This is a genomic window from Sphingomonas sp. BL-S-05, assembly GCF_055521695.1.
Genome location: NZ_CM145499.1, coordinates 412,749 through 436,674, shown reverse-complemented (window position 1 = coordinate 436,674; position 23,926 = coordinate 412,749). Strand labels below are relative to the sequence as shown.

Annotated in this window: 18 protein-coding genes and 1 pseudogene; 7 read left to right on the top strand and 12 right to left on the bottom strand. The window is 65.7% G+C overall.

Going from position 1 to position 23,926, the window contains the following annotated elements:
- The first annotated feature begins 11 nt into the window (after positions 1–11).
- The 3 genes from ACZ1JS_RS01840 to ACZ1JS_RS01830 are packed head-to-tail and all read left to right on the top strand — an operon-like array spanning position 12 to position 3,036.
- A complete protein-coding gene (locus ACZ1JS_RS01840; RefSeq protein ID WP_465167455.1) occupies positions 12–1,292 on the top strand; it encodes an aspartate aminotransferase family protein in 1,281 nt (426 codons plus the stop codon).
- Entirely contained in the window at positions 1,285–2,283 is a 999-nt protein-coding gene (locus ACZ1JS_RS01835) for a phosphotransferase enzyme family protein (protein WP_465167454.1), read from the top strand. Before ACZ1JS_RS01840 ends, ACZ1JS_RS01835 begins: the two co-directional genes overlap by 8 nt.
- 27 nt (positions 2,284–2,310) lie before the next feature.
- Entirely contained in the window at positions 2,311–3,036 is a 726-nt protein-coding gene (locus ACZ1JS_RS01830) for a glutamine amidotransferase (protein ID WP_465167453.1), read from the top strand.
- 70 nt (positions 3,037–3,106) lie between these two features.
- On the opposite strand, the pseudogene ACZ1JS_RS01825 reads toward ACZ1JS_RS01830, so the two are convergent.
- From ACZ1JS_RS01825 to ACZ1JS_RS01810, 4 genes and pseudogenes are all read right to left on the bottom strand, one after another.
- Positions 3,107–3,379, bottom strand: a pseudogene (locus ACZ1JS_RS01825) (alpha/beta hydrolase-fold protein); the annotation flags it as partial.
- Between the two features lie 18 nt (positions 3,380–3,397).
- Positions 3,398–3,547, bottom strand: a complete 150-nt coding sequence (locus ACZ1JS_RS01820; protein WP_465167452.1) for a hypothetical protein — start codon at positions 3,545–3,547, stop codon at positions 3,398–3,400.
- 153 nt (positions 3,548–3,700) lie between these two features.
- Entirely contained in the window at positions 3,701–3,847 is a 147-nt protein-coding gene (locus ACZ1JS_RS01815) for a hypothetical protein (protein WP_465167451.1), read from the bottom strand.
- A 2-nt stretch (positions 3,848–3,849) separates the two neighbouring features.
- Entirely contained in the window at positions 3,850–6,012 is a 2,163-nt protein-coding gene (locus ACZ1JS_RS01810; protein ID WP_465167450.1) for a TonB-dependent siderophore receptor, read from the bottom strand.
- A 375-nt stretch (positions 6,013–6,387) separates the two neighbouring features.
- Here ACZ1JS_RS01810 and ACZ1JS_RS01805 point away from each other — a divergent pair, with 375 nt between their 5' ends.
- Positions 6,388–7,893, top strand: a complete 1,506-nt coding sequence (locus tag ACZ1JS_RS01805) for a tryptophan halogenase family protein (protein ID WP_465167449.1) — start codon at positions 6,388–6,390, stop codon at positions 7,891–7,893.
- Positions 7,890–8,564, top strand: coding sequence for a DUF6445 family protein (locus tag ACZ1JS_RS01800; protein WP_465167448.1), 675 nt, complete (start codon positions 7,890–7,892; stop codon positions 8,562–8,564). Before ACZ1JS_RS01805 ends, ACZ1JS_RS01800 begins: the two co-directional genes overlap by 4 nt.
- Here ACZ1JS_RS01800 and ACZ1JS_RS01795 read toward each other — a convergent pair.
- From ACZ1JS_RS01795 to ACZ1JS_RS01780, 4 genes are all read right to left on the bottom strand, one after another.
- Complete coding sequence (locus tag ACZ1JS_RS01795; RefSeq protein ID WP_465167447.1) at positions 8,539–10,602, bottom strand: hypothetical protein; 2,064 nt, start codon at positions 10,600–10,602, stop codon at positions 8,539–8,541. The genes ACZ1JS_RS01800 and ACZ1JS_RS01795 overlap by 26 nt on opposite strands.
- Positions 10,603–10,691: 89 nt before the next feature.
- Positions 10,692–13,238, bottom strand: coding sequence for a TonB-dependent receptor domain-containing protein (locus tag ACZ1JS_RS01790; protein ID WP_465167446.1), 2,547 nt, complete (start codon positions 13,236–13,238; stop codon positions 10,692–10,694).
- Between the two features lie 455 nt (positions 13,239–13,693).
- Positions 13,694–14,287, bottom strand: a complete 594-nt coding sequence (locus ACZ1JS_RS01785; RefSeq protein ID WP_465167445.1) for a hypothetical protein — start codon at positions 14,285–14,287, stop codon at positions 13,694–13,696.
- 11 nt (positions 14,288–14,298) lie between these two features.
- A complete protein-coding gene (locus tag ACZ1JS_RS01780; RefSeq protein WP_465167444.1) occupies positions 14,299–15,474 on the bottom strand; it encodes a zinc-dependent alcohol dehydrogenase in 1,176 nt (391 codons plus the stop codon).
- A 133-nt stretch (positions 15,475–15,607) separates the two neighbouring features.
- On the opposite strand from ACZ1JS_RS01780, the gene ACZ1JS_RS01775 reads away from it, so the two are divergent.
- Together ACZ1JS_RS01775 and ACZ1JS_RS01770 are read left to right on the top strand one after the other, a co-directional pair.
- On the top strand, positions 15,608–17,452 hold the full coding sequence (locus tag ACZ1JS_RS01775) for a PAS domain-containing protein (protein ID WP_465167443.1): 1,845 nt from the start codon (positions 15,608–15,610) through the stop codon (positions 17,450–17,452).
- Between the two features lie 122 nt (positions 17,453–17,574).
- Positions 17,575–18,375, top strand: coding sequence for a Crp/Fnr family transcriptional regulator (locus tag ACZ1JS_RS01770; RefSeq protein WP_465167442.1), 801 nt, complete (start codon positions 17,575–17,577; stop codon positions 18,373–18,375).
- Positions 18,376–18,412: 37 nt separating this feature from the next.
- Here the strand turns inward: ACZ1JS_RS01770 and ACZ1JS_RS01765 are convergent, their stop codons facing one another.
- From ACZ1JS_RS01765 to ACZ1JS_RS01750, 4 genes are read right to left on the bottom strand one after another with little or no spacing between them, the layout of a single operon-like run.
- A complete protein-coding gene (locus tag ACZ1JS_RS01765; RefSeq protein WP_465167441.1) occupies positions 18,413–19,864 on the bottom strand; it encodes a sulfatase family protein in 1,452 nt (483 codons plus the stop codon).
- Positions 19,865–19,880: 16 nt separating this feature from the next.
- Positions 19,881–20,348, bottom strand: a complete 468-nt coding sequence (locus ACZ1JS_RS01760) for a MarR family winged helix-turn-helix transcriptional regulator (protein WP_465167440.1) — start codon at positions 20,346–20,348, stop codon at positions 19,881–19,883.
- 50 nt (positions 20,349–20,398) lie between these two features.
- Entirely contained in the window at positions 20,399–20,968 is a 570-nt protein-coding gene (locus ACZ1JS_RS01755) for a DUF3237 domain-containing protein (protein WP_465167439.1), read from the bottom strand.
- A 13-nt stretch (positions 20,969–20,981) separates the two neighbouring features.
- The gene (locus ACZ1JS_RS01750) at positions 20,982–23,858 is read right to left on the bottom strand and encodes a TonB-dependent receptor plug domain-containing protein (RefSeq protein WP_465167438.1); all 2,877 of its coding nucleotides are present in this window, start codon (positions 23,856–23,858) and stop codon (positions 20,982–20,984) included.
- Positions 23,859–23,926: the final 68 nt, after the last annotated feature.

The window sequence follows — 23,926 nt, the reverse complement described above, 5'->3', positions numbered from 1 at the left end:
CGAGAGCCGTTATGAACCAGCCGATAGAAGGGCTTATCGCCCGGCGCGATGCCGCGTTCGGGCGCGGGGCCAAGCTGTTCTACGAAACGCCGCTGCATCTGTCGCACGGACAGGGTGCGTATCTGTTCGATACGGCAGGCCGCCGCTATGTGGATATGTATAACAATGTCCCCTGCGTAGGCCACGCCCATCCCCGCATCGCCGAGACGATGGCCAGGCAGCAGGGGACGCTGAACACCCATAGCCGCTATCTGCACGAAAGCGCGATCGAACTGGCCGAAAGGCTGACCGCCCTGCAGCGCGTCACCGAATCGGCGGTGTTCAGTTGCAGCGGAACCGAGGCGATCGAGGTGGCGATCCGCATGGCGCGACTGGCCAGCGGGGCGAAAGGGATCGTCTGTACCAACCACACCTATCACGGCAACAATATCGTCGTCGGCGCGCTCACCCATCTGGCGACCGACGACCGCAGCCATGCCGATCTGCGCGCCATCCCCTTTCCCGAACGGCTGCGCCCGATCGTCACCGGCGTGTCCGACGCGGAACTGGCCGATGCCTATGTCGCCCGGCTGGCGACCGCGATCGCGGAACTGAAGGCGGGCGGCGCGGGCTTTGCCGGGCTGATCCTCTGCCCGATCCTGGCGAACGAGGGTCTGCCCGACCTGCCCGAGGGCTTCATGGCCAAGGCCGCCGCGCTGGTGAAAGCGGAGGGCGGCTATATCATCGCCGACGAGGTGCAGGCGGGATATAGCCGCACCGGGCAATGGTGGGGCTATGACGCGGTCGGGCTGGTCCCCGACATCGTCGTCACGGGCAAGCCGATGGGCGCCGGCCTGCCGCTGGCGGCCACCACCGCGCCGCGTGCACTGGTCGAGCAGTTCCGCGCGGAGACCCGCTATTTCAACACCTTCGCCGCAAGCCCGCTGCAAGGCGCGGTCGGCCTGGCGGTGATCGACGTGCTGGAGGGCGAGGGCCTGGTCGACAATGCCCGGATCGTCGGCGAACGGCTGAAGGCCGGGCTGGCGCAACGGCTGGGCCATTGGCGCGGCATGGCCGATGTGCGCGGGCTGGGCCTGTTCCTCGGCTGCGAGTTCGTCAACGAGGACGGCGCGCCCGACATGCCGCAGGCGTTCGAGATCGTGTGCCAACTGCGGGACCAGGGCTTTCTCGTGTCGATCGACGGCGCGTTCAACAACATGGTCAAGATCCGTCCCCCGCTCTGCCTGTCGCAGGCCGATGCCGACGCCTTCCTGGATGCGTTCGATCGGGTAATGGAGGCGCGGCATGGATGACGTCCTGCCGATCGAGGTCTATGCGCCCGCTGCACGGGACGCGCTGGACGCCTTCGGCATCGTTGCCGCAGAACTGAAGCCGATCTCGAACACCGAAAACGCCGTGTTCCGCGCGACCGAGGCGGAAACGGGCACGCTCTATGCCATCCGCCTGCACAGGCCCGGCTATCACCGGCTGGAAGTGCTGGAGGCCGAGCGCCGCTGGACCGAGCATCTGGCGGAGGTCGGGATGATCGTACCGACGGGCCGACGCACAGGCGACGGCCGGTGGTATGCAAAAGTCGATACGCCCGAGGCCGACGCGTGGCGCTATGCCGGCGTGACCCTGTGGCATCGTGGCCGGACGCTGGAGACCATCCTGGGCGACGATCGCGGTCCCGTCGCTTGGCCCTGGTTCGGCCGCCTGGGCGGGTTGATCGCCCAGACCCATGCGCATTCCGCCGACTGGACGGTCCCTCCCGGCTTCACCCGCCACCGGCTCGACCGCGACGGCATCGTCGGCGAGACGCCGTTCTGGGGCCGCTTCTGGGACAGCCACTGTTTCGATGCGGCGGAGCAGGACTTGCTGGCCGTGGCGCGGGCGCTGGTCGATGCGCGACTGGCCGAACTGGAGCGCGACGGCGCCGAATTCGGCCTGATCCATGCCGACAGCCATGCGGGCAATGTGCTGGTCTCCGGCGAGCGGCTGGGCCTGATCGACTTCGACGATTGCGGCTTCGGCTGGTTCGTCCATGATTTCGGCGTCGCGCTGTACAGTGCCTGGGACACGCCCCATTTCGCGGCGGTCAAGGACGCGTTCCTGTCGGGCTATGCCGCAGTCCGCGCCCTCCCCGCCGATATCGATGCGCAGCTCGACCTGTTCCTGCTGATCCGCTCGCTGATGCTGGCGGGATGGCGGGCGGACCGGCCCGCCATCATGCGCACGACCCCGATCGACAGCTGGAAGCCTGCGCTGATGCGCCGCGTCCGCGAAGCGCTCGACCGCGCCTGACTCCTTTCATCAACGGATTTCCCGACCATGGCCAAACCCTTTCTGATCATCCAGCCCGCGACGTCGCATGACGACCTGCCCGCCTTATGCGAGGTGCGCGGGGACGAGATCGCGTGGTTCTCGAACGCCTGCCAGGTGCCGCGCGACGAGATTCAGGCGATCCGGGTCTATGAGGGGGAACCCCTGCCCGACCCGGCCGATATCCGCGCCGCGGTCATCACCGGCGCGATCGACATGGTGACCGATCCCAAGCCATGGATCCGCGACCTGGCCGACTGGACCCGGCGTGCCGTGGCGGCAGAAGTGCCGCTGCTGGGCGTCTGTTTCGGACACCAGATGCTGGCCTATGCGATGGGCGGCGAGGTCGGCGAGAATCTCAACGGCCCGATGTTCGGTCCGGTGGCGATCCAGCGGCTTGAATGCGGCCGGGACGATCCGCTGTTCGGCGTCCTGCCCGATGCGGCGACCATGCGCGTCTTCCACTTCCAGTCCGTGCTGACGATGCCGGACAGCGCCGAGGTCCTGGTTTCGGCGGCCCATGACCCGCATCATGCCGCCCGCTACGGCCCCGCCGCCTGGGGCGTGCAGTTCCACCCCGAATTCGACCGCCAGATCATGGACAGTTGCTACGACGTCTATGGCGAGACGATGACCGAGGCAGGCTTTTCGGTCGACGCCCTGCGCGCGGCGGAACAGGACAGCCCGGCCGGTTTTGCCCTGTTGCAGAAATTCGCCGACCTGTCGCGGCCATAAGAGAGGCATTGCATGGCCTGAATGACGAAGGATACCGCCCTGTTCCGGGGCGGCGAGCAGACGCGGAACTTCATGCGCATGGCGATGATCCATCCCTGTCGACGGATCGCCCATGCCCCGCCCGCGCCCCATCCCGGTCGCGGACCGGGGCCGCGGCGGTGCCATCGCCTTCGGCGATCACGATCGACGGCACGCCCTTGGCCGTCGCGACCTCACGCGCGATCAGGCCATCGCCGAACCAGAGCGAAGGGCTGACCGCGACGACGCCATCGAACATCGCCGGTCGCGTCAATGCCGCATGGAGCGCGAGCAGACCGCCGAAACTGTGCCCGACCAACGTCTCCCGCGAGCGATCGACCTGTCAGCGCTGGCGGACCAGCGGCTGCACCCGCCGCTCGACGAAATCGAGAAACGCTTCGGCCCCGCCCGTGGCCATGCCGCTGGCAGGCCGGTTCGCGGGGATCGTCCAGCCCGGTGTGGCGGACGTATCGTCGCGGGTACGGCGGGGCAAAGGCCCGGCCGCGATCCCGACGACGATACCCTCTTAAATGCCCGTCCGTGCCCCGGAGCGCGCCAGTCGACGGGCAATGAGCGCCGCGACCGCGAAATTGTCCTCGCCGTCGAGAACATACAGGACCAGGTAGCCGCCGGGTGGCGGAGGTCCCTAAGGCCAGGCGATCATGATGCGATAGCCCTCGCCGTTTTCGGCCTGGACGACCTGCGCGACGCTGTTCGACAGCGTGTAGGGTGCAGGCTTTTCCACCACCGGCACATGGGGCGCCGCCGACGCGAGCATGGCCGCCACGAACATGCTCACCACCGGTATTGCAGCCGCAGGTTCAGCGTCCGTCCCGATCCGTAGAAACAGGCCGCAGGCGACGAGCACAGTGCGACATAGCGATGGTTGGTCAGGTTGCGCGCATTGACCGACAGGATGATGCCGTTCTCAAAGGCCTTGCGCAGGAACAGGTCGTACAAGGTGTAGCTGGGCACCCGATACACATTGGCGGTATCGCCGTACGACACGCCGACATAGCGCATCCCGCCGCCCAATCCGACGCCGCCCAGCGCGCCGTCCTCGGCAAAGCGATAGTCGGCGAACAGCGATCCCATCCAGTCGGGCACCTGCGCCAGCCGGTTGCCCTGCTGCCCGGGCGCGCCGCGCGTGATCTCGCCATCCATATAGGTGCCGGTCGCGATCATGCTGAGCCCGCCCGTCAGCGTCGCCTTCCCCTCCAGCTCGATCCCCCGGATGCGGCCCTGTCCGGTCTGGACCTGACAGATCGCGCTCCCGCAGACATGGCTTTCGTCCGGGTCGGGACTGGCGAGGTTGTTCTGGGTAAGCTGGTACAGCGCGGCGGTGAGCAGCGCGCTGCTGCCGCGCGGCTGGTATTTGACGCCGGCCTCATATTGTTCGCCGGTCGTCGGCTTGAACGGCTTGCCGTCGAAATACTGGCCGGTGGTCGGCTGGAACGAGGTGGAGTAGCTGGCATAGGGCGCGATGCCGCTCGACGAAACCCAGGTGGCCCCTGCCCGCCACGTCACCTTGTCCGCCTTGGTCAGCGTTACCGGATCGGTGGTACCGGTCGCCAGTTCGTTGACCTGATGGTTCTTCGCCCAGTCGTAGCGCGCGCCCAGCGTGACACGAAGCCGACCAAGCGCGATCTGATCCTGGCCATAGGCGCCGACCTGCTCCATTCGCGCGTTCAGATGGACTTGCGGCGCGAGCGTCTGAAGCACCCTGCCGATGCCCTGCGACACGGGGTTGAAGATGTCCGGCATCGGCGGAACGTTCGTCGACAGGTCGCGCAGGTGCCGCCATTCGCTATCGAGCATGTCGACGCCGACCAGCACCCGGTGCGCCAGCGCGCCGGTGTCGATGCGACCTTCGAGCTGCGTATCGAGGCCATAGCCATCGGAATGGCCGATGCCCTGCACCGCGCGACGGTTGATCGTCTGCCCGTTGGCGAGCGTCCCCCCGCGCAATATGGTTCCCTGGAACAGCGTCTCGACCCGGGTGTAGCGGCCATTCTGCCGCAACTCGAACCGATCGGAAAAGGCGTGGCGCAACTCGTATCCGGCTAGGTACTGGTTGCGGTCATAGGTGTTGAATTGCGGTTCGCCGAGGAACGCGTCGAGGCGGATATGGCGACCACCTGCCCCCGGTTGCCGCGATCCGACATAGGGCAGGAACTGGAAGGTCGATCCGCCCTCGTCCCGTTGATACTGGCCCATCAGCGTGATGCTGGTCGCGGCATCGGGCACCCAGGTCAGGCTCGGCGCGATATAGTAGCGCCCGGTCTCGATCGCATCGATCTGGGCGTCGCCGTAGCGCGCGAGGCCGACCAGCCGTGCCCGGATCGTGCCGTCGGCTGTCATCGGCCCCGACACGTCCGCCGCACCCTGATATTGCCATTTGCCGAGGTCGGTGAACCCAGCCCCCTGCAGCATGATCTCGCCACGCGGTTTGGCGGTCGGGCGCTTCGTCACCAGATTGACGATGCCGCCGGGCGCCACCTGCCCGAACAGCACCGCCGACGGGCCTTTCAGCACCTCGATCTGTTGTAGCGAAAAGGGATCGAAGGCGGTTCGCGTCCATTGCCCTCCGGCCGGCAGACGAATGCCGTCGAGGAACAGATTGTCGCTGAAGCTGCCCGCTGCAAAGCCGCGGACCGAAAAGCTGTCGGCGCGGCTGTCGATGCCGTCCTGCTCGGCCTGGACCCCGGCGGTGTAGGCGAGCGCCTCGGTCACGCTGTGGACTGCGCGGACGTCCAGTTCCTCGCGGGTGATGACCGAGATGGACTGCGGCACTTCGATCAGCCGGGTTGCGGTCTTCGTGCCCGACGTCGCCCGGGTTTGTCCCGTCGCGGTCACGACGATATCCGTATCGCGCAACGCGTCGCCGTTATTTTCCTGCGCCGCCACCGGCAAAGCCGCCGACGACAGCAGCAATCCGACACCCAAACGAATCTTCATAGGCCTCCCGCCCCCCCTTGGTAATTGCCGCGCCACATCTTCTTCGGTGCGGACCCCGGAGGCGGGTAGAAGGATGAGATAATGCGAGTCAATCGCATTATCTCATCCTGTTGGTTTGCAGGCTGATTTTTCGGACTGGTGGTTACGGAATCGGCGGCTGTCCGAATCCCTGCTGTGCATGGAAGCTCTAAATCGGTCGGTACGCCGTGGTGCGCAGCATACCGGGCAGTTTACGATACGATACCATCTCGGCCGCAAACGCTTCCGCTAGAGCCTTTTCCACCTGCGCGGGGAGCATAGCGTGTCTCGCCGTTCAGTCGCGCGCGGCGCTATGCTCGGTTCTCAACGCATCGGCAGCGGTGTACCAGCAACATCATGCAAACAACCGATCGCGTTCGCCGTGTCGTCATCCTGGGGGGCGGAACCGCTGGTTGGATGACGGCTGCGGCCCTGTCACGCAGCTTCGGCGAAACGGTCTCGATCACGCTGCTGGAATCCGACACGATCGGCACCGTCGGCGTCGGCGAGGCTACGATCCCGACGATACACTGGTTCAACGAATTGGTCGGCATCGACGAGGCCGAATTTCTGCGCGCGACAAAGGCGACGTTCAAGCTCGGCATCGAGTTCGTGGACTGGACCGCGCCGGGGCACCGCTATTTCCATCCCTTTGGCCAGTTCGGCGCGACCCTGCCGGGGGTCGCTTTTCATCATCGCTGGCTGAAAGCGCAAGCGGAGGGGTTGGACATCTCCCTGCCCGCGCTGTCACTCGCCACGCAATTGGCGGCGCAGGGGCGGTTCGCGAAGCCCGTGGGCGATGCGCGATCGATCCTGTCGACGCTCGGCTATGCCTATCACTTCGATGCCGGACTATACGCCGCCTTTCTGCGCCAACGGAGCGAGGCGGCGGGCGTGACCCGGATCGAGGGCACGTTGCGGCATATCGAGCGCGACGGCGAAACCGGATTCGTCACGGCGCTCGTGACCGAACGCGGCGAACGGATCGGGGGCGACCTGTTCATCGACTGTTCGGGGTTTCGCGCCCTGTTGATCGCGGGGGAAATGGGCGAAGGCTATGACGACTGGTCGCACTGGCTGCCGTGCGACCGCGCGGTCGCGGTGCCGTGCGCCCGGGTCGCAGCGACCACGCCGTTCACGCGATCGACCGCGCGGGCGGCGGGGTGGCAGTGGCGCATCCCGCTGCAGCACCGCACCGGCAACGGCTATGTCTATGCGAGCCGCCATCTGTCGGACGACGAGGCAGCGGCGACGCTTCTGACGAACCTCGACGGCGAGCCGCTGGCTGAACCACGTTTCCTACGCTTCACCGCCGGCACCAGACGGCGTCCATGGCGGGGCAATGTCGTCGCGATCGGGCTGTCGGCAGGGTTTCTGGAACCGCTCGAGTCCACCAGCATTCACTTGATCCAGAGCGGCATTACCAAGCTGCTGACACTGTTCCCGGATCGCGACTGCGATCCTGCGCTGGCGGACCGGTTCAATGCCGTGTTCAAGCGCGATATGGACGGCATCCGGGATTTCCTGATCCTGCACTATCATGCGACCAGCGGACGCAGCGAACCGCTATGGACACATTGCCGGACCATGGCATTGCCCGAGACGCTGGTGATGCGCGAGGAGCAGTATCGCCGGTCGGGGCGGCTCATTCTCGATACCGACGAACTGTTCCGCGATGCGAGCTGGCTGGCGGTGCTGAACGGTCAGGGGATCGTGGCACAGGGCTACAACCCCCTGGCCGACGCGATCGACAGCGCGACCAACCGGGCGCAGGTCCGCCAGATCGCCGACATCGTCGCGCGCGCTGCGCCGACGCTGCCGATGCACGATGCCGCCCTGGCAGCGATGATCGGCCCGGCATGACCGCGCCCGACATCGTCGCGCGACGGATCGGGACGGAGCGGCAGCCGATTGCGATCGTAGATCATTTCCATCCCGACCCGCAGGCCCTGCATGACTTTGCCGCGGCCACGCGCTTCGAGCCGGCGTTACGACAATATCCGGGCGTCCGGGCGACCTTGCCACGCGACTATTTCCACGCGGTGCGACCGGCATTGTCGCAAGTAGTTGCGCATGTGTTTGGCCACAGCGGCGGTATCGCGCTGCTCGACGCCAGTTTTTCGGTCGTGACGACGCCCGCCGACCAGCTATCGGTTGAACAACGCATTCCCCATTTCGACGCAGTCGATCCCAACCGCATTGCCCTGGTCCATTATCTGGGTGGCAAAGGCAGCGGCGGCACCGCCTTCTACCGCCACCGCGCAACCGGTTTCGAAACGATCGACGCGGCCCGCGTGTCGACCTATCTGAACGCGGTGCGCGCGGAGATGCGCAATGCACCCCCGCCGCCCGCCTATATCCAGCAATCGACCGCGCAATTCGAACAAATGTCGGCGGTCGATGCGCGCTGCAACCGGGCGGTCCTGTACCGCAGCGCGCTGCTACACAGTGGCCTGATCCCACCCGATCTGGCGCTCAACGGTGATCTGGCGCAGGGGCGGCTGACGGTTACCGCTTTCCTTTCGCTGACCTGACCGCCTGCGGCGGCCGGACTGCCAGATAGACCGTGCTCCACAATTGCGCGGCGTTGGATTCGTCGACGTCCTGCTTGCCGGCGCCGAACGCCACCACCCGATACCGGCCGCCGGTATAGGCCCAGGACCATAGCTCCGAACTCTGCGTCGCGCGGGTGGCGGCGATCGCGCGCCACAACCGCGCCTGTGCCGTAGTCAGCACCGTGCGGGTTTTGGCAGGGAGGTCGGAGCGAGCGAGTTGTCGCTCCAGACCGGCGGCGAACAGCGCCTGTTGCCACGACCATACCACCGCGCCGTGATAGGCGGCGGGGGTGAAGCGGCCCTGCACCGTCGTGTCGGTCTGCGCCGCATTGGCGACCAGCATCCCGATATCGGTCATCAAACCGGCGGGAAACGGCCGCATCGCAGCGGTGACGTAGGTTTCGAGATCGGCGGGCGACGGTTCGGCGAACATCAGCGCGAAGCCTTCGTCCGAGTTCACGATCGGGATCGGATGGCCGCTGTCATCGAGGGCGATCGCATGAAAGACGAGTGGCGCGGTCCCGAGTGCGCCCAGCGCCGGCGCGGCGGGGATACCGAGCGAGCGAGCATAACCTTCGATCCGCGGCCGGGCCTGTGCTGCTGGCACCGACACGCGGAACATGCCCGGCGCACGGTCGCGCCACACCGCTGCCATCGCCTCCGCTTCTGTAAGCGCCGCCCGGTCCTCCGCAGTGAGATAGCGATCGAGCAGTCCAGCCCGCAACATCCGCGCTGCTGCCTCCAGCGCCGCTGGCACGAACACGGCATTGACGTCGTAGGCATAGCGACCGCGACCCAGCCCCTCTTCGCTGTCGCGCCACTGGCCGGTCAGGCGCCCCTTGCCGATCGCTACCAGCCGTGAGGCGTCCGGGCGGTTCGCGAACGGCCGTGCGCTGTCGATAACGTAGCGGAGGTTGCGTACCAGAAGCTTGCCGGCCGGCGCGGTGGTACCGGGGACGCCTTCGGAGACCAGCGGTCGAGCGAGGAAGGTGCCGGCAGCGGCGGCATTGCCGCGGTTGAGCAGATACGAAGCGGCGACGGGGGCGAGCATATAGTCGTCATCGACCATCGCGTAATCCAGCACGGCAGCATCACCGCGCTGACCCAGTTTGCGCCGATCGACCACCGCGAACTCGCCAATGCCCTCTTCATGCGCGACATCGCCGCGCGCGTCGAGACGGGCGAGGACCGAACCCAGCCCCGCCTCGATGGCCTGCGGCTGCAATACCGGCATCAGCAGGCGTAGCGACATCAGCGTGTCGCGACCGAAATAGGTCTGGAACCGCCACGACCCGGCAAGGAATTTCTCGCGATAGCTGAGGAATTGCAGTGCGTTGCGCGCCAAGGGATCGTCGGCGGCACGGGCATTGAGCAGTTCGTTCGGAGCAAGCCCGTTCAGCGGCGTCTCGCCGCTCGACGCCAGTATCTCCATGCGCAGCGGGCGACCCGCATCGGCAACCAGCACACCATCCCGGATTGAGCCGGACAGCAACCGTATCTGCAACAGATAGCCCGGCTTGCCATCAAGACGCGGGCGGCTCCATCGGATCGTGTCGCGGTTGACGACTGGCTCGACCGCGACCTCGGCGGGGAAGCGTCCGACGGACTGATAGTCACGCAGGAATCGGATCGAGGACAGTACCGCCTGTTTGATGCGCAGTTCGGGAGCGTCGATGCTGGCTAGGGTAACGATCGCCGGCTGCGGCCCGGCAACGCCGGGCGCAGTGATCGGACGTGGTGCTTGTTCAAGGCGCCACGTTGCCGCCCGCCCGACGGGAGCGAACCACAGCCCGACACCGCTATTGCCGGCGGGAAAGGCGACGAGGATGCGCGGATCGGTGCCGTTGCGCAGCAACAGATGCGCGGCGACCGGTCCTTCACGGACGAAGGCGTTGAGATTCTGCCCCTCGGTCAGTTGGTAGGCGAGTTCGGGAGCCTTGGCGGGACGCTGTGCCACTGCCAGCCCCGTTCCCGCCAGCATCGCACCCGCCAGCAACCACCGCACCATGGTCTTCATCGCTCAACCTCTTTTCGCCGTTACGACTGGGCATCGCTCCCCCCCCTGCCGAGGAAGGGGAGCCGTTGTCCGGGAAGACGACCGATCCGTCAGAACCGGAACGTCAACGAACCACCATAGGTCGGACCGACGATGCCACGGGCATAGAAGAAGCCGTCGGTGATCGCCTGGGTCTGGCCCTGTCGCGGATTGCCCTCGGTCAGCCCGACCACGTCGAAGACGTTGTCGGCGTTGAGGTTTAGCTGCACCCGCTGACTGAGGTTCAGGTTCACGCCGATCCCGGTCACGCCATAGCTGGGCAGTGCGATGCCGTTGCCGTTGTCGGCAAAGATCTTGCCGACGAATTTGTAGCGGGCATAGACGTCGCCGAGACCGTTCGGCAGCGTCAACGACGGCAGGATCGTGAACAACTGTGCCGGGGTGCGTTCGGGGCGGTTGCCCTCAAACGAGGCACCCTGATCGACGCCGTCGAGTTGCAGGTTGAGCAGTTGCGGGTCCTGGAACACGCCCTGGAAATCGACCGAGAACCATGTCGTGGGCCGCACCACGAAATCGATCTCGACGCCCTTGGTGCGCAGGTCGGCGTTCAGGTTCTGCTGTTGCGAGGGGTTGGTGGGGTTGGCGAAATTATAATTCTGATTGTCGAAGTTGGTGCGGAAGACGGTTGCCGAGCCGGAGAAGAAACGCCCCATCTGATAGCGGACGCCGGCTTCGTACAGCTCGATCGTGGTGATCGGATCGACGTTGTTGGTCTGGAACCCGTTGGCGTAGCGGGCATAGACCGCGAAGTTCGGCGTGATGAGATAATTGGCACCGACCGTCCACGACGCCTTGCGCTGGGTGCGCTGACGCACGGCGAAGGTGCCGTCGAAGCTGGACCCGACATTGCGGACGACGCCGCCGACGCCCGCTGGCACCGGCTGGTTCGTCGCCAACTGGTTGCCGTCGCGCGCCGTCGCATCGTCGCTTTCCCAGCGGACGCCGCCGTCGATGCGCAGATCGCCGATCGCGACTTCGTCGTTGACGTAGAGCGAGACCGCCGAATCCAGTCGCTCGCGGATGCCGGCACCCCAGTCGCCATAGGATACCAGGCCGTTGTCCGACAGCGTGCCGATCACCTGATTGCCGGAATTGAGCGCGACGATGTCATATATGTCGCTGTTGGTGCTGACGCCGTTGACGACGCTGGCGGTCGCCGATTGATCCTGCGAACGCTTGACATTGTAGTACATTACGCCGGCGGTCAGCGAGTTCTTGAAACTGTCGTTCTCATATTCCCAGCGGCCGCCGACATTGGCGCCGAAGTCGCGCCCGTCGATATAGTCGTGGTTGAGGACGGTCCGCTGCAAAAAGCCGTTGCCGTTCAGCGCGTCCAGTTCCGCCGTCTGGTTCGACCCCAATACCACGCCGGTCCGCAGATTCTTGATCCCGAACCGGACGCGATCGGGGAAATTCGCCGAACCCAGCACCAGCAGGTCGTTGATCGGCGAATTGCCGCCCTGCGTCAGATAGTTGCGCGCGCTGGTCAGGCCGCCATTGCCGGTACCCGACCCGGGGAACAGGCCGTTGAAGTCGTACGAATATTTCAGGTAGCGGGCGTGGGCGAACAGATCGAGGGTCTCGGTGACCGGCTTTTCGATGTCCAGCCGGACCTGTGCCGTCTTTGCCTTGATCCCGTCGCGATAGCGGAATTCGCGGGAGCCGCTGGGATGGGCGAAGGTCGATACCGGCACCGCGATGTTGGCGAACGCGTCGCCGCCGACATTGCCGAACTGGGTATCGAGACCGGCGATGCCGCGCACCTCCCCGTCGTCGAGCCGATAGGGCATGGTCGCATAATAGGCGTTCTCGACATCGCCGCCCTTGGCCGACAGGCGGACATAGCCGCCGCCGTCGAAGCGATATTCGAGCATGCTCTTGATCCGCCAGCCGGCATAGTCGAACGGATTGTCGCGCACGCCGGGGCTGGATTGGACATAGCCGCCGATGTTGAACGCCAGATTGTCGCTGAGCGGCTGCGAATAATAGAAATCGCCACGCTTCATACCGTAATTATAGGCGGTGACGCGCGCCGCCCCTTCGGCTTCGTTGAAGTTCGGACGGCGCGAGATGAAGTTGATCGTTGCACCCGCGCCGTTTACCGTCAGCACGCCCGACGAGCCGCCCTTGACCGCTTCAAGGCGATCGATGGTCAGATCCTGATCGAAGAAGAAGTCGGCACCGCCGCCGCCATAGAGGATCGGCATGCCGTCCTCCTGCAACTGGACGAAGCGCTGGCCGCCGCCCTGAAGACCGCGCACCGAATAGTTGTTCGACACCTGCCCCGCCGTCGCTTCGACGAAAATGCCGGGGACGAGTTCGAGCATGTCGGCAGTCGAACGCGGCGCGCGGCGATCGATATCGGCGCGGTCGGCAAGCGTGATGTCGGCCGATGCGGTGATCAGCGGTCGGTCGCGCGTGGTCGTGCCGGTGACGACGATCACATCCTGTTCGTCATCGGCTGTCGCGGATGCGCCGTCGGCGGTCTGCGTGGCTGCCGAATCGACCGGCGGCGTCTGCGCGAATGCCGCGACCGGCAGCAGCGTCGCGCTGGCCAGCAACACCGCGCGTCCGCCGAAGCGGTTAAATATCAGCATGATCCTCTCCACCCTGTAATCTTTGGTCCCGGCGCTGCCGGAACCGGTTACAATTAGCCAGAGGTCAATAAGTCTGCAATGTCGGTTCACGAATCAAAGACTTTGCGATCCGAACTGTGGCGATCCAGCAACAATCAGTCGGAGCAATACAAATAACTCGCAAAAAGCTTTTGTCCGCCACGCCGCCCCCATCCTCAGCCCGCGCGCCCGGAAGCCGATCAGCGACACGACGACCACCGGCCCGGCAAAGGACAGGATCGCACCGCACCGCCGCCCGAACGGCGATGCCGCGACCCGCAGCGCGGCCCGGATCGCTCGCACCCGATCGGGCGCAGGCAATCCGGTCCCCGCCCGGCATAGACCATGGTCAGGAAGATATCGGCGTGGAACAACAGGACCAAAGCCGGTCCCGATCCCGGTTCCCGCCTCCTCAGCCGCGCTCCGTCCTTCGCGGCTCAGGCCTTGAGCGCGGGGACCGGAATCGCAGCGGCTACCCGGCCCACGGCGCGGTAATCGGACGGAATGTCGAAGTCCTTGCGGGCAAGGCCGCGCGACGCCTGCGCCCCCTTTGGCAGGCCCGATCGGTCCGAATAGTCGCGGTCGCTACCGGGTTCGCGGGCATGCATGGCCTTCACCCCCTTGAACGCAGCGACATCGAGCAGCGTGATCCCGGCGACCAGTGCGGTCGCGATCGCAGCATTGCGCCATTTCGGGTTGTCGCGGTGCAACGCCCCGGCGAGCGTGGCGAGGTCGAGTGCGTCGCCGCCGATCCGCGCGGCCAGCCCGACCGGCTTGTCGATCGACAGTGTCGGCACCGCGCTCGCCAGTTCGCGTGCACCGTAGGCGCGGATCAACCCTTCCTTGTCGTCCAGTCCCAATGTGCGGGCGAGACGGCCCGGCGCGATCAATTCGGTCAGGCCCAGCCCGACCGAGAACCAGCCGAGCGCACGCGCCAGCCGGTCGGCGCCGGTCAGCGAGCTCGGCCCCTTGCGTACGACCTTCGGGTCGCCCTCCGAACGGGCGATGCCGGTGATGGTGGAGAGTGGCATGGATGCCTCCTTCAGGGTTGGAGCATGACCTTGACGCAGCCGTCCGCCTTGTCGCGGAAGGTGGCGTACATTTCGGGTCCCTTTGACAGGTCGACCTTGTGCGTGATGACGAAGGACGGATCGATCTGTCCGTCCTCGATCCGGCGCAGCAGATCGCCGGTCCAGCGCGGGACATGCGCCTGCGCCATGCGGAAGGTCAGCCCCTTGTTCATCGCCTGACCCATCGGAATCTTGTCGACCAGCCCGAGATAGACGCCGATGATCGAGATCACGCCGCCGGGGCGACAGACGTAGATCATCTCGCGCAGCACATGCGGGCGGTCATTCTCCGCCATCAGCATCTGCTTGGCGCGATCGAGCACGGTGTCGGGCTGGCCGAAATTGACATGGGTTTCGGTACCGACCGCGTCGATGCACCGGTCCGGCCCCTTGCCCTTGGTCAATTCGTTCAACCGTTCGACGACGCTCTCCTCCTCGAAGTTGATGGTGATCGCGCCCGCGGCGGCGGCCATGGAGAGGCGTTCGGGCAGATGATCGATCGCGACCACCTGCCCCGCCCCCAGCAGGATCGCCGAGCGGATCGTCATCTGACCGACCGGGCCGCAGCCCCACACCGCCACCGTGTCGCCCGGCTGGATGTCGGCCTGCACCGCCGCCTGCCAGCCGGTCGGCAGGATGTCCGACAGGAACAGCAGCTTTTCGTCGTCGATGCCGCCCGGCACCTTGATATGGGTCGTGTCGGCAAAGGGCACGCGCAGATATTCGGCCTGTCCGCCGGGATAGCCGCCGGTCAGATGCGTATAGCCGAACAGCCCGGCGGTCGCATGGCCGAACGCCTTGTCGCCCAGTTCCTTCTTGCGGTTGGTCCGCTCGCAGACCGAGAAATTGCCGCGGCGGCATTGGTCGCACTCGCCGCACTGGATGGTGAAGGGAATCACGACGCGGTCGCCCTTCTTCAGCGACCCCTTGGCGGCGCTGCCGACCTCGACGACCTCGCCCATCGTTTCGTGCCCCATGATGTCGCCGGGCAGCATCGCGGGTACAAGGTTATGAAAAAGATGGAGATCCGAGCCACATATCGCGCAACTCGTAACCTTGATTATAGCATCGCGTGGATGTTCGATCGAAGGGTCGGACACCGTGTCATACCGGATATCCTCCTTGCCGTGCCAGACCAGGGCTTTCATGCCGCTCTCCTCGGTTGCGTGGCCTGGAGGTAGGCTTCGCATCGGCGCCGACCCATCCGTGCAATCCCTAGGTAACTATACCCGGCTGCGAGCGATCGCAGCCCAGACCGGCGAAGGTTGAGAACCAGGACGCATGGAAGAATATTCGCTTGCCGCACCGGCCAGAGGCAATGATCCGCTATATGGCGCGGGCGAGACACTCGCCCGACAGGTACGCTTCCTCGAGGCGAACCTGTCCGCGATCCCGGACTATGTCTACGCCTTCGACCGGCACCGACGCTTCGCCTATGCCAACCCGGCCATGCTGGGGCTGTTCGGCCTGACGTCGGAGGAAATGCTGGGCAAGTCCTTTGCCGACCTCGACTATCCGGCCGATCTAGCGACCCTGCTCAACGGCCATATCGACCAGATCTTCGCGGATGGCGCGACGATCGAGAACGAGGTCTTCTATCGCAGCCCTACCGGCCATGCGGCCTTTTTCTCCTACGCCTGGGGGCCGGTGCTGGCCCCGGACGGATCGGTCGAACTCGTCATCGGCGTCTCTCGCGACACCAGCGAGCGGCGCATGTTCGAGGAAGCCTTGAGGACCAGCGAAGCCCAGCTTCGTGTCGCGACCGAATTGGTCGGCATCGGCATCTATGCGTGGGACCCGCGCACCGGCGAACTCGACTGGGACGATCGGCTGCGCGCGATGTGGGGCCTGCCGCCGGGCACGCCGATCGACGAACATGTCTTCGAACAGGGCATCCATCCCGACGACCGGGCGCGAGTGCGCGCGGCGATCGCCGCCTGTGTCGACCCGGCGGGTGACGGTAGCTATGCTGTCGAGTACCGCGTGATCGGTCGCGACGACGGCATACTCCGCCACATCGCGACATTGGGCCGCACCACGTTCGAGGACGGAAGCGCCATCGGCTTCATCGGTGCGGCGATCGACATGACCGCGCAACGCCATGCCGAAGCCGCGATCCGGGCAAGCGAGGCGCGGTTCAGCAGCTTCGCCGACCATAGCAGCAACCTGCTGTGGATCGGCGATCCGGCGACCGGGGCCATCCTGTATCGCAGCACCGCGTTCGAACGCATCTGGGGCATCCCGTGCGAGGACGGCGCGCGTTTCATCGAGCGATGGCTGGAGGATGTCCATCCGGACGACCGATCCCAGGTCGAACATGCGCTGGCCAGCGTTGCGGCGGGCGAGGTCACCCAGTTCGAATATCGCATCATCCGCCCCGGTGACGGCGCCGTCCGCCGTCTGCGCGATACCAGCTTCCCGATCCTCGACGATCACGGCGCGGTCACCCGCATCGGCGGCATTGTCGAGGATCTGACGCAGGACGATGGCGGTCAGGTCTATATCGTCAGTGCAAAGGCGCTCGAGGCCCGCCGGCTTGCCGGTCTCGTCCGGTCGATGGGGTATCGCGCGCGCACCTTCGACAGCGCCACGGCCTTTCTCGATGTTGCCGCCATCCTCGCGCCCGGATGCGTCCTCGTCGATCTGCGCAAGGCGAAATCGGACAAGCTTTCCGTGCCTCGCGAATTGAAGGCACGGGCGATCACCTTGCCGTGCGTGGTGCTGGACGCGCTGGACGCCGACCTGACATCGGCCGTCGCCGCGATGAAGGCGGGGGCAACCGACTATATCGTCGTGGAGGACGACGCCACGCTGCACGCCCGCCTGGCAAGTGCGATCAGCGAATGTCTTGCGGCCACCCGCCCCGTCTCCCGCGACGAGACCGCTAACGCGCGCATCGCCCGGTTGACCCCACGCGAGCGCGAGGTGCTGCTCGGCCTGGTCGAAGGCGACACCAACAAGATGCTGGCCAAGAAGCTCGGCATCAGCCCGCGCACCGTCGAACTGCACCGCGCGCAGGTCATGAACCGGTTGAATGCCGGTAGTCTGGCCGAACTGATCCAGCTAGCGCTGGCGGCCGGGGTCGCGGCGCCCGGCGACGCCCCGGCGGCACGGAAGCCTACCTAGGGATGCTACGAGTGACGATGCAGGCATGAAACCCTGAAGGTCGTTGAGACTGAAGGGGTTGAACGATGCTCCACACGCATTCCACATTATCGTCCCGGCCATGTCCCCCACAGGACGAGGCCATGCCGATCCGATTGGATTTCGGCGTGGAAGCGAAGCCCATTCCCCATGCCGTCGCAGCGATCCGGCCGGCGTGCAGCGATCCCGTCACGATCGAGGAACGTCAGCTACTGGCCAGGGCGCTGGTCGACATCGTTCCGCTACGCAACGGCGCTCTCGTGTCCGGCCCGTTCGACGGCGGCGCCCATCTGCACCTGATGGTCGAAGGATGGGCTTACCGGGCGCAAGGGCTGCGCGATGGCGCGCGACAGATCACCGACATACTGGTGCCGGGCGACATCTGTGACTGGGTGCCGCCGGCGTCGAACGAAGAGATCCGGGTCAGCGGTCCGGCGCGCGTCGCGGTACTGCGTCGGGCCATGGACGAGCATGACATGCAGGCACTCGCCATCCGTCGCGATTGCAAACTGATCGGCGACATCCGGCGACTGCGCGCCCAATTGACCTGCGTGGGACGACGCGACGCCCGCGGGCGGCTCGCCTATTGCCTTGCGGATTTGCACAGCCGCCTGAAGGCGACAGGTCTTGCCAACGGCGACAGTTTTTTCTGCCCCTTGACCCAGGAACAGTTCAGCGATCTGCTCGGACTGACCGCAGTCCACGTCAATCGCGTCATTCAGGGGCTTCGCCGTGAGGGCGTGCTGATGTTCGGCAAACGGCAGATCACCATCCTCGACCCGAAGCGGCTGCACGCCATCGCCGGCTGGCAGGCGGACGAGGACGCTCCCCTCCCCCTCTCATTCGCCACGACGGATGTCTGTCGGCCTGTGTGCCCGGCTCCATCGTCGCCGCGGATGGGATGAGGGGGAACGGCATGCGCCGCTCGCGCCCCCCTGACCGTCAGTCGTCGCGATCCGCCGTCTTGAGCACGTTTCGCGAGCCGATGTGATCGGCCTGACGATCCGCCGTCACGCCCTCGGTAAAGCTGGCGTCGATCTCGGGCAGCATCGTCGCGTTCCAGTCCCGCCATGCCTTTTGCATGGCGGCGAAGCGGGCCGGTTCGCGCTCCTTCAGGTTGGCCCGTTCCAACGGGTCGCTGTCGACATTGAAGAGATAGCTGTTCTCGGCGATCTTCAGATATTTATAGTCGCCTTCGACCATCGCGCGCTGATGGTTCGCCTTGTAGCGCCAGAACAGGGTGCGCGGCGCCGGGGCGCGCTTCGCGGTCAGCCACGGCAACAGGTTCTGGCCGTCGCTGGGATGGTCCGGTGCCGGCTTGGCACCGGCGGCGGCCAGCAGCGTCGGGACCCAGTCCATCGTGATCATGGTCTGCGTGCTCACCTGCTTAGGCGCGATGCGCGCGGGCCAGCAGACGGCGGTCGGCACCCGCAATCCCCCTTCGAGCAATTCGGTCTTCTGCCCGCTGAACGGCCAGGTATCGGCAAAACGCTCGCCGCCATTGTCGCTGGTGAAGACGACGATCGTGTCCCGGCTCAGGCCGTTGCGCTTCAACGCGGCCAGGATCGCGCCGACCTGCTCGTCCATCGCCCGGATCATGTCGATATAGGTCGCGCGCGAGCCGCCATCGAAATGCGCAAGGTTGGTCTTCTTGATCCGCTCGCTTTCGGCGCGGTCGCGCGGCCCTTCCCATGGCCAGTGCGGCGCGTTGAAATGCACGCTCATGAAGAACGGCTTGCGCTTCCTGGCATAGCCGTCGATCGAGGCGACCGCGCGCTGGCCGATCAGGTCGGTAAGATAGCCGGTCCGCTCGATCGGCTGGTCGTCGTCCCACAGATCCTCTTCGCCCTTGCGATCATGGTGGGTGAAATAGTCCAGCGCACCGCCGCGAAAGCCGAAAAAGTGATCATAGCCGCTCTGCAACGGCCCGTATTTGGGCAGTTCGCCCATATGCCATTTGCCGATCAGCATGGTTTCATATCCCGCCGCGCGCAGCAGCGACGGCAGGGTCGGATGTTCGGGCGGCAGGCCGATGCCGGGCGGGGAAATGCTTGCCAGCGGCTCCTCCAGCCCGATCGGCAGCCGATACTGATAGCGGCCGGTAATCAGCGCGACCCGCGTCGCCGAACAGACGGCGGAATTGGCATAGGAGCGGGTGAAGCGAACCCCCGCATTCGCAATCGCGTCGATGTTCGGCGTGGACAGATCTTGGCGACCGTTGAACGACACATCGGCATAGCCCATGTCGTCGGCCATGATGAAAATGATGTTGGGCTTGCGTGCCTGCATCTGCGCCATCACCCGCGCCGGGGTCGTCAGCGTCATCGCGGCCGCCGCGCCGCCCGCCAACAGGTTTCGGCGGTTTACCCGGCGGTTGATGGGAGTGTCGCGCATCGGCTTTGCCTTTCCGTCATCTCTGTAATTGTGTCAGCTTCTCGAGCAGGGCGATCAGCATCGCCTGCTCCCGGGCGCTGAGCGTCTGTTCCAGCCGCCGTTCGTGGTCCCGCTGCGCCACGTCCATGCGCTCGAGCAGATCGGCGCCCGAGGGCGAGATGCTCAGCGAGTTGGAGCGCCGGTTGTCCGGGTTCTGCCGCCGCTCGACCAGGCCTTCGCGAACGAGTTCGTCGATCAGCGCGACGAGGTTGGACCGGGAAATGCCCAGCGCGTTGCCGACATCCTGCTGCTTCCAGTCGGGATTGCTGGCGATCAGCGTGAGGGCGGCATAATGTTGCGGGCGAAAGCCGAACGGCTTGAACGCCGCCAACAGGTCGCCCCACACGGCCGCCTGCGCGAACCGCAGCCTGAACCCGATCTGCGACGACAGCGATGCCGTATCCAGATAGGGGTGCTGATCGGAAGCGGGCGTTCCGGTATCCAACAGGGCGGATGTCTGACTCATGGAATGACGTTCCTTTCATCACCCCTGTATCAGGTCAGACCGTAGAAGTGGATTTCGACGTCGCTCGCCCGGCGGATGCCCGCGCACAGGAAGATGCTCTTGCGCAGCCAGTCATGCGGACCGTCGGCGACGTCGAAGCTCGGCACCGTGCGGAAATAATAGAGCGATGGATCGACCACCTCGCCCGCCGCCAACCGCTTCAGCACTTCGGGCGGGCCGCGACGGATGCCGGGATTGACGACCCCGATCATCGTCCCGTCCTCGGCACGCAGCGTGTAGCGCGCGAGGATCGCCGTCGTCCCGTCCGACTCGATCGTCTGCCAGTCGCCGCCACCCGGCACGATCGTACCGCGCAGCTTCGGCCCGTCGAACGTACCGCCCGTGATCGGGATGAGCCGCTTGCGCTGCTCGCCCTGCCGGCCGAATTCGACCGGCGGTCCCAGCGTCACCCGCGCGGTGAAGATGGGATAGAGGGTCGGCGTCGCCAGCGATGGGGTCGCCGCCGCAACCGCGGCTGCCGCGACACCCTCCGCCCCGACCATACCGATCCCCATGGCGGCGGTCATGATCGTCCGGCGATCGGTCATCATCGGGGACATGCGCCTATCCTCCTTACAGGCCGACCCGCACGCCAAACCGGAAATTGCGTCCTACCGTGTCGTAGAAGGCCGGATTGGTCGGCAGGAAGAAGGTCGTCGAGGGAACACGCGGCGGCGCCACGTCGAACAGGTTGGACACCGTCCCGAACAGCTGGAACGACGTGTCGCCCGCCTTCACCGTCTGCGCCAGGGTGACCAGCGTGTAGAGACGCGACGGGACGCTGTTGTCGTTGATGTCGACGCCGTCGACATAGGTCGCGTCATATTTCCCCTCGGCAATGTAGTTGAGCTGGAGCGTCCCGGCGAATCCGCCCTGGCCATAGGTACCGGTCAGCGTCCCACGGAAGCGCGGCATCGGGTTCACGGTCGAATTGTTGGTGCCCACTTCGCCCACGCGGTCGATCGCCCCCTGTCCGAAGGCGGAGATGGCGTGGAGCGTATAGCTCCCCACCCCGCGCAGCGTCAGATCGCCCGCGCCCAGCGGCGTCCGATATTGCGCCTCGGCATCGATGCCCTCGGTCCGAAGATTGCCGAGATTGACATAGGGCGAGTTGACCCGGGTGATGACTCCCGCCGGGTTGCGGATGATGTTGCCGCAGAAGAAGGGGTCCTGCGTCGCGGCGCATATGCTGACCGTGCCGTTGCCCTGCACCGACGTGATCGCGTCCCGGATATCGATCCGGTAGTAATCGACCGACAGTTGGAAACCGTCGAGGAAACCGGGTTTCAGGACGACACCGCCCGACCAGGTATTGGCGACCTCTTCGCGCAGATCGGTATTGCCCGACAGGAACTGACGGACCGCCACCTGGGTGTTGGTGAACGGATCGTTGATATTGGTCAGGGTCGGCGTCGGCGCCGCGTTCCGTTCGAAGATGTTGGGCGCGCGAATGTCGCGCGACCGCGTTCCGCGCAGCAACAGCCAGTCACTGACCGACCAGGTCAGCCCCGCCTTCCACGTCACCACGCCGCCGACCGTGCTGTAATGCGCATAGCGCGCGGCGGCATTCAGATCGAGGTTGCGCGCCCATCCCGTATCCCGCGCGAGCGGCAGCACCGTTTCCACATAGGCTTCGGCGACATCGAACGATCCGTTCAGCGGCTTCGGATTCTGCTGGTTGAAGCCATCGACCTGCGAAATCGCATCCGAGGTCGTGTTCTGCTCCTCCCGCCGATATTCGATGCCGGTGGCGAACGACACCGGGCCAGCCCAGGTCGACACCGGTTCGCCGCGCAGGTTCAGCGCCGCGACATGCTGCTTGTAGAGCGTCCGGGTGACGGCGTCGCCGGTGACATAGTCGATCGCGGCGGCGGAGGGCGATCCGTCGCCGAACAGATTGATCGGCACGCAGCCATTGCCCGGATTGGTCAGGGTCGACCGGCACACGATCTGGCCCGCGCCGTTGCGCACGGCATCGGCGGCAAGGGTGAAGTTGCCATTGATCCGGGCCCCCGCCTGCCGCTGGCGATAGTCGTTCTGGCCGAACTGGTAATAGCCATCCCAGCTCCATCCGGAACCGAACTTGCCCCTCACCCCGGTCGCGAGGCGCAAATTCTCGTTGCGGACATCGACGACGATCTGGCCGACGTCATTGCTGATCCGCCCCAGCGAGAAGGAGGTCACCCCCAGCGCGGCCGCGTGGGCCCGGACGCTGTCGGGCAGGGACGGATTGTCGGTCCGGATCGTGATCGTGCCGGTATCGCGCGGCTGGATGCCGATCGAGGTCGCTTCGTTGACGCCGTACGACCCTTCGGCAAACACGTTGATCGCATTCGACAATTCATAATCGGCATGGGCGAAGCCGCCGGCACGCTGCAGCCGCGGGACCAGGAGCACACCATTGGCCAGCCCCAGATTGGGGATGCCGCCATCGATCATGAACAGGCTGCCGGCCAGCATGCCGTAATTATATTGCGACGTCGTCCCGCCCGGCCCGAACACGGTCCCGCGCAGCGGCCCCGACGTGATGATGCCGCCCGGCGTCATCGTCGACAGACGGACATTGTCCGAAATGATGAAGCGCGGCTGCCCGTTGGTGGCGGGGCTGGGATTGGCGACGATCTGGGTATCGCGGCGCCCCCAGTCGCGGGTGAAGATATCGCCGACGCCGCCATTCTCATAATATTCGCCGGCGACGACGACATGCCCGCGATCCCCGGCAAAGGCCGTGCCGCCAAGGACCGACACGCGCGTCTCGGCGTTGTCGCCGCGTTCGCTGATGCCCTTTTCGATCTCGGCCTTCAGGCCCTGGAACCGGGTGTTGAGGATCAGGTTGACCACGCCCGCCACCGCATCGGAACCATATTGCGCGGATGCGCCGCCCGTCACCACCTCGGCGCGTTCGAGCAGGATCGGCGGGATCAGATTCAGGTCGACCTGGTTCGCGCCGACCGTGCCGAACGACGGCACGCTGGGCGCAAAGCGGCGGCCGTCGACCAAGACAAGCGTGCGGGTCGGCCCCAGCGAGCGGAGATTGGCGTAGTTCGCGCCCGGCGCAAAGGGACGCGCGCCCGCCGTGCCCGTGCTGGTCGTCGGCGCGAACGCCGGAATGTCGTTCAGCACCTCGCCGATATTGGTCGCGGCGCGCTGCTGCAGCAATTCGCCGCCGACCACCGTCGTGGGCGACGGCGCGTTGAAGCCGTTGCGTGCGACGCGCGACCCGGTCACGACGATGTCATCCGTTGCCGCGTCGGTGCCCGCCTGTGCCGTGGTGGCTGCGCTATCGTCCTGCCCGACGGCATCCGCCTGGGTCGCGGCCGGCGGCGGCATCGTCTCCCCCGCCGCCTGCGCCTGGGCAGCGGCCATTCCCAACCAGGAACTGCCCATCACCAGCAGGACGCGGATGGCTCCGCTGTGCGAGCACAGGACAGGCTTTCCGACCTTCGGCATCATACTCTCCCTCATTCCCGCTCGATGGCGGTTTTATGTTCTGTTATATAACAGATATTGGAAGATTA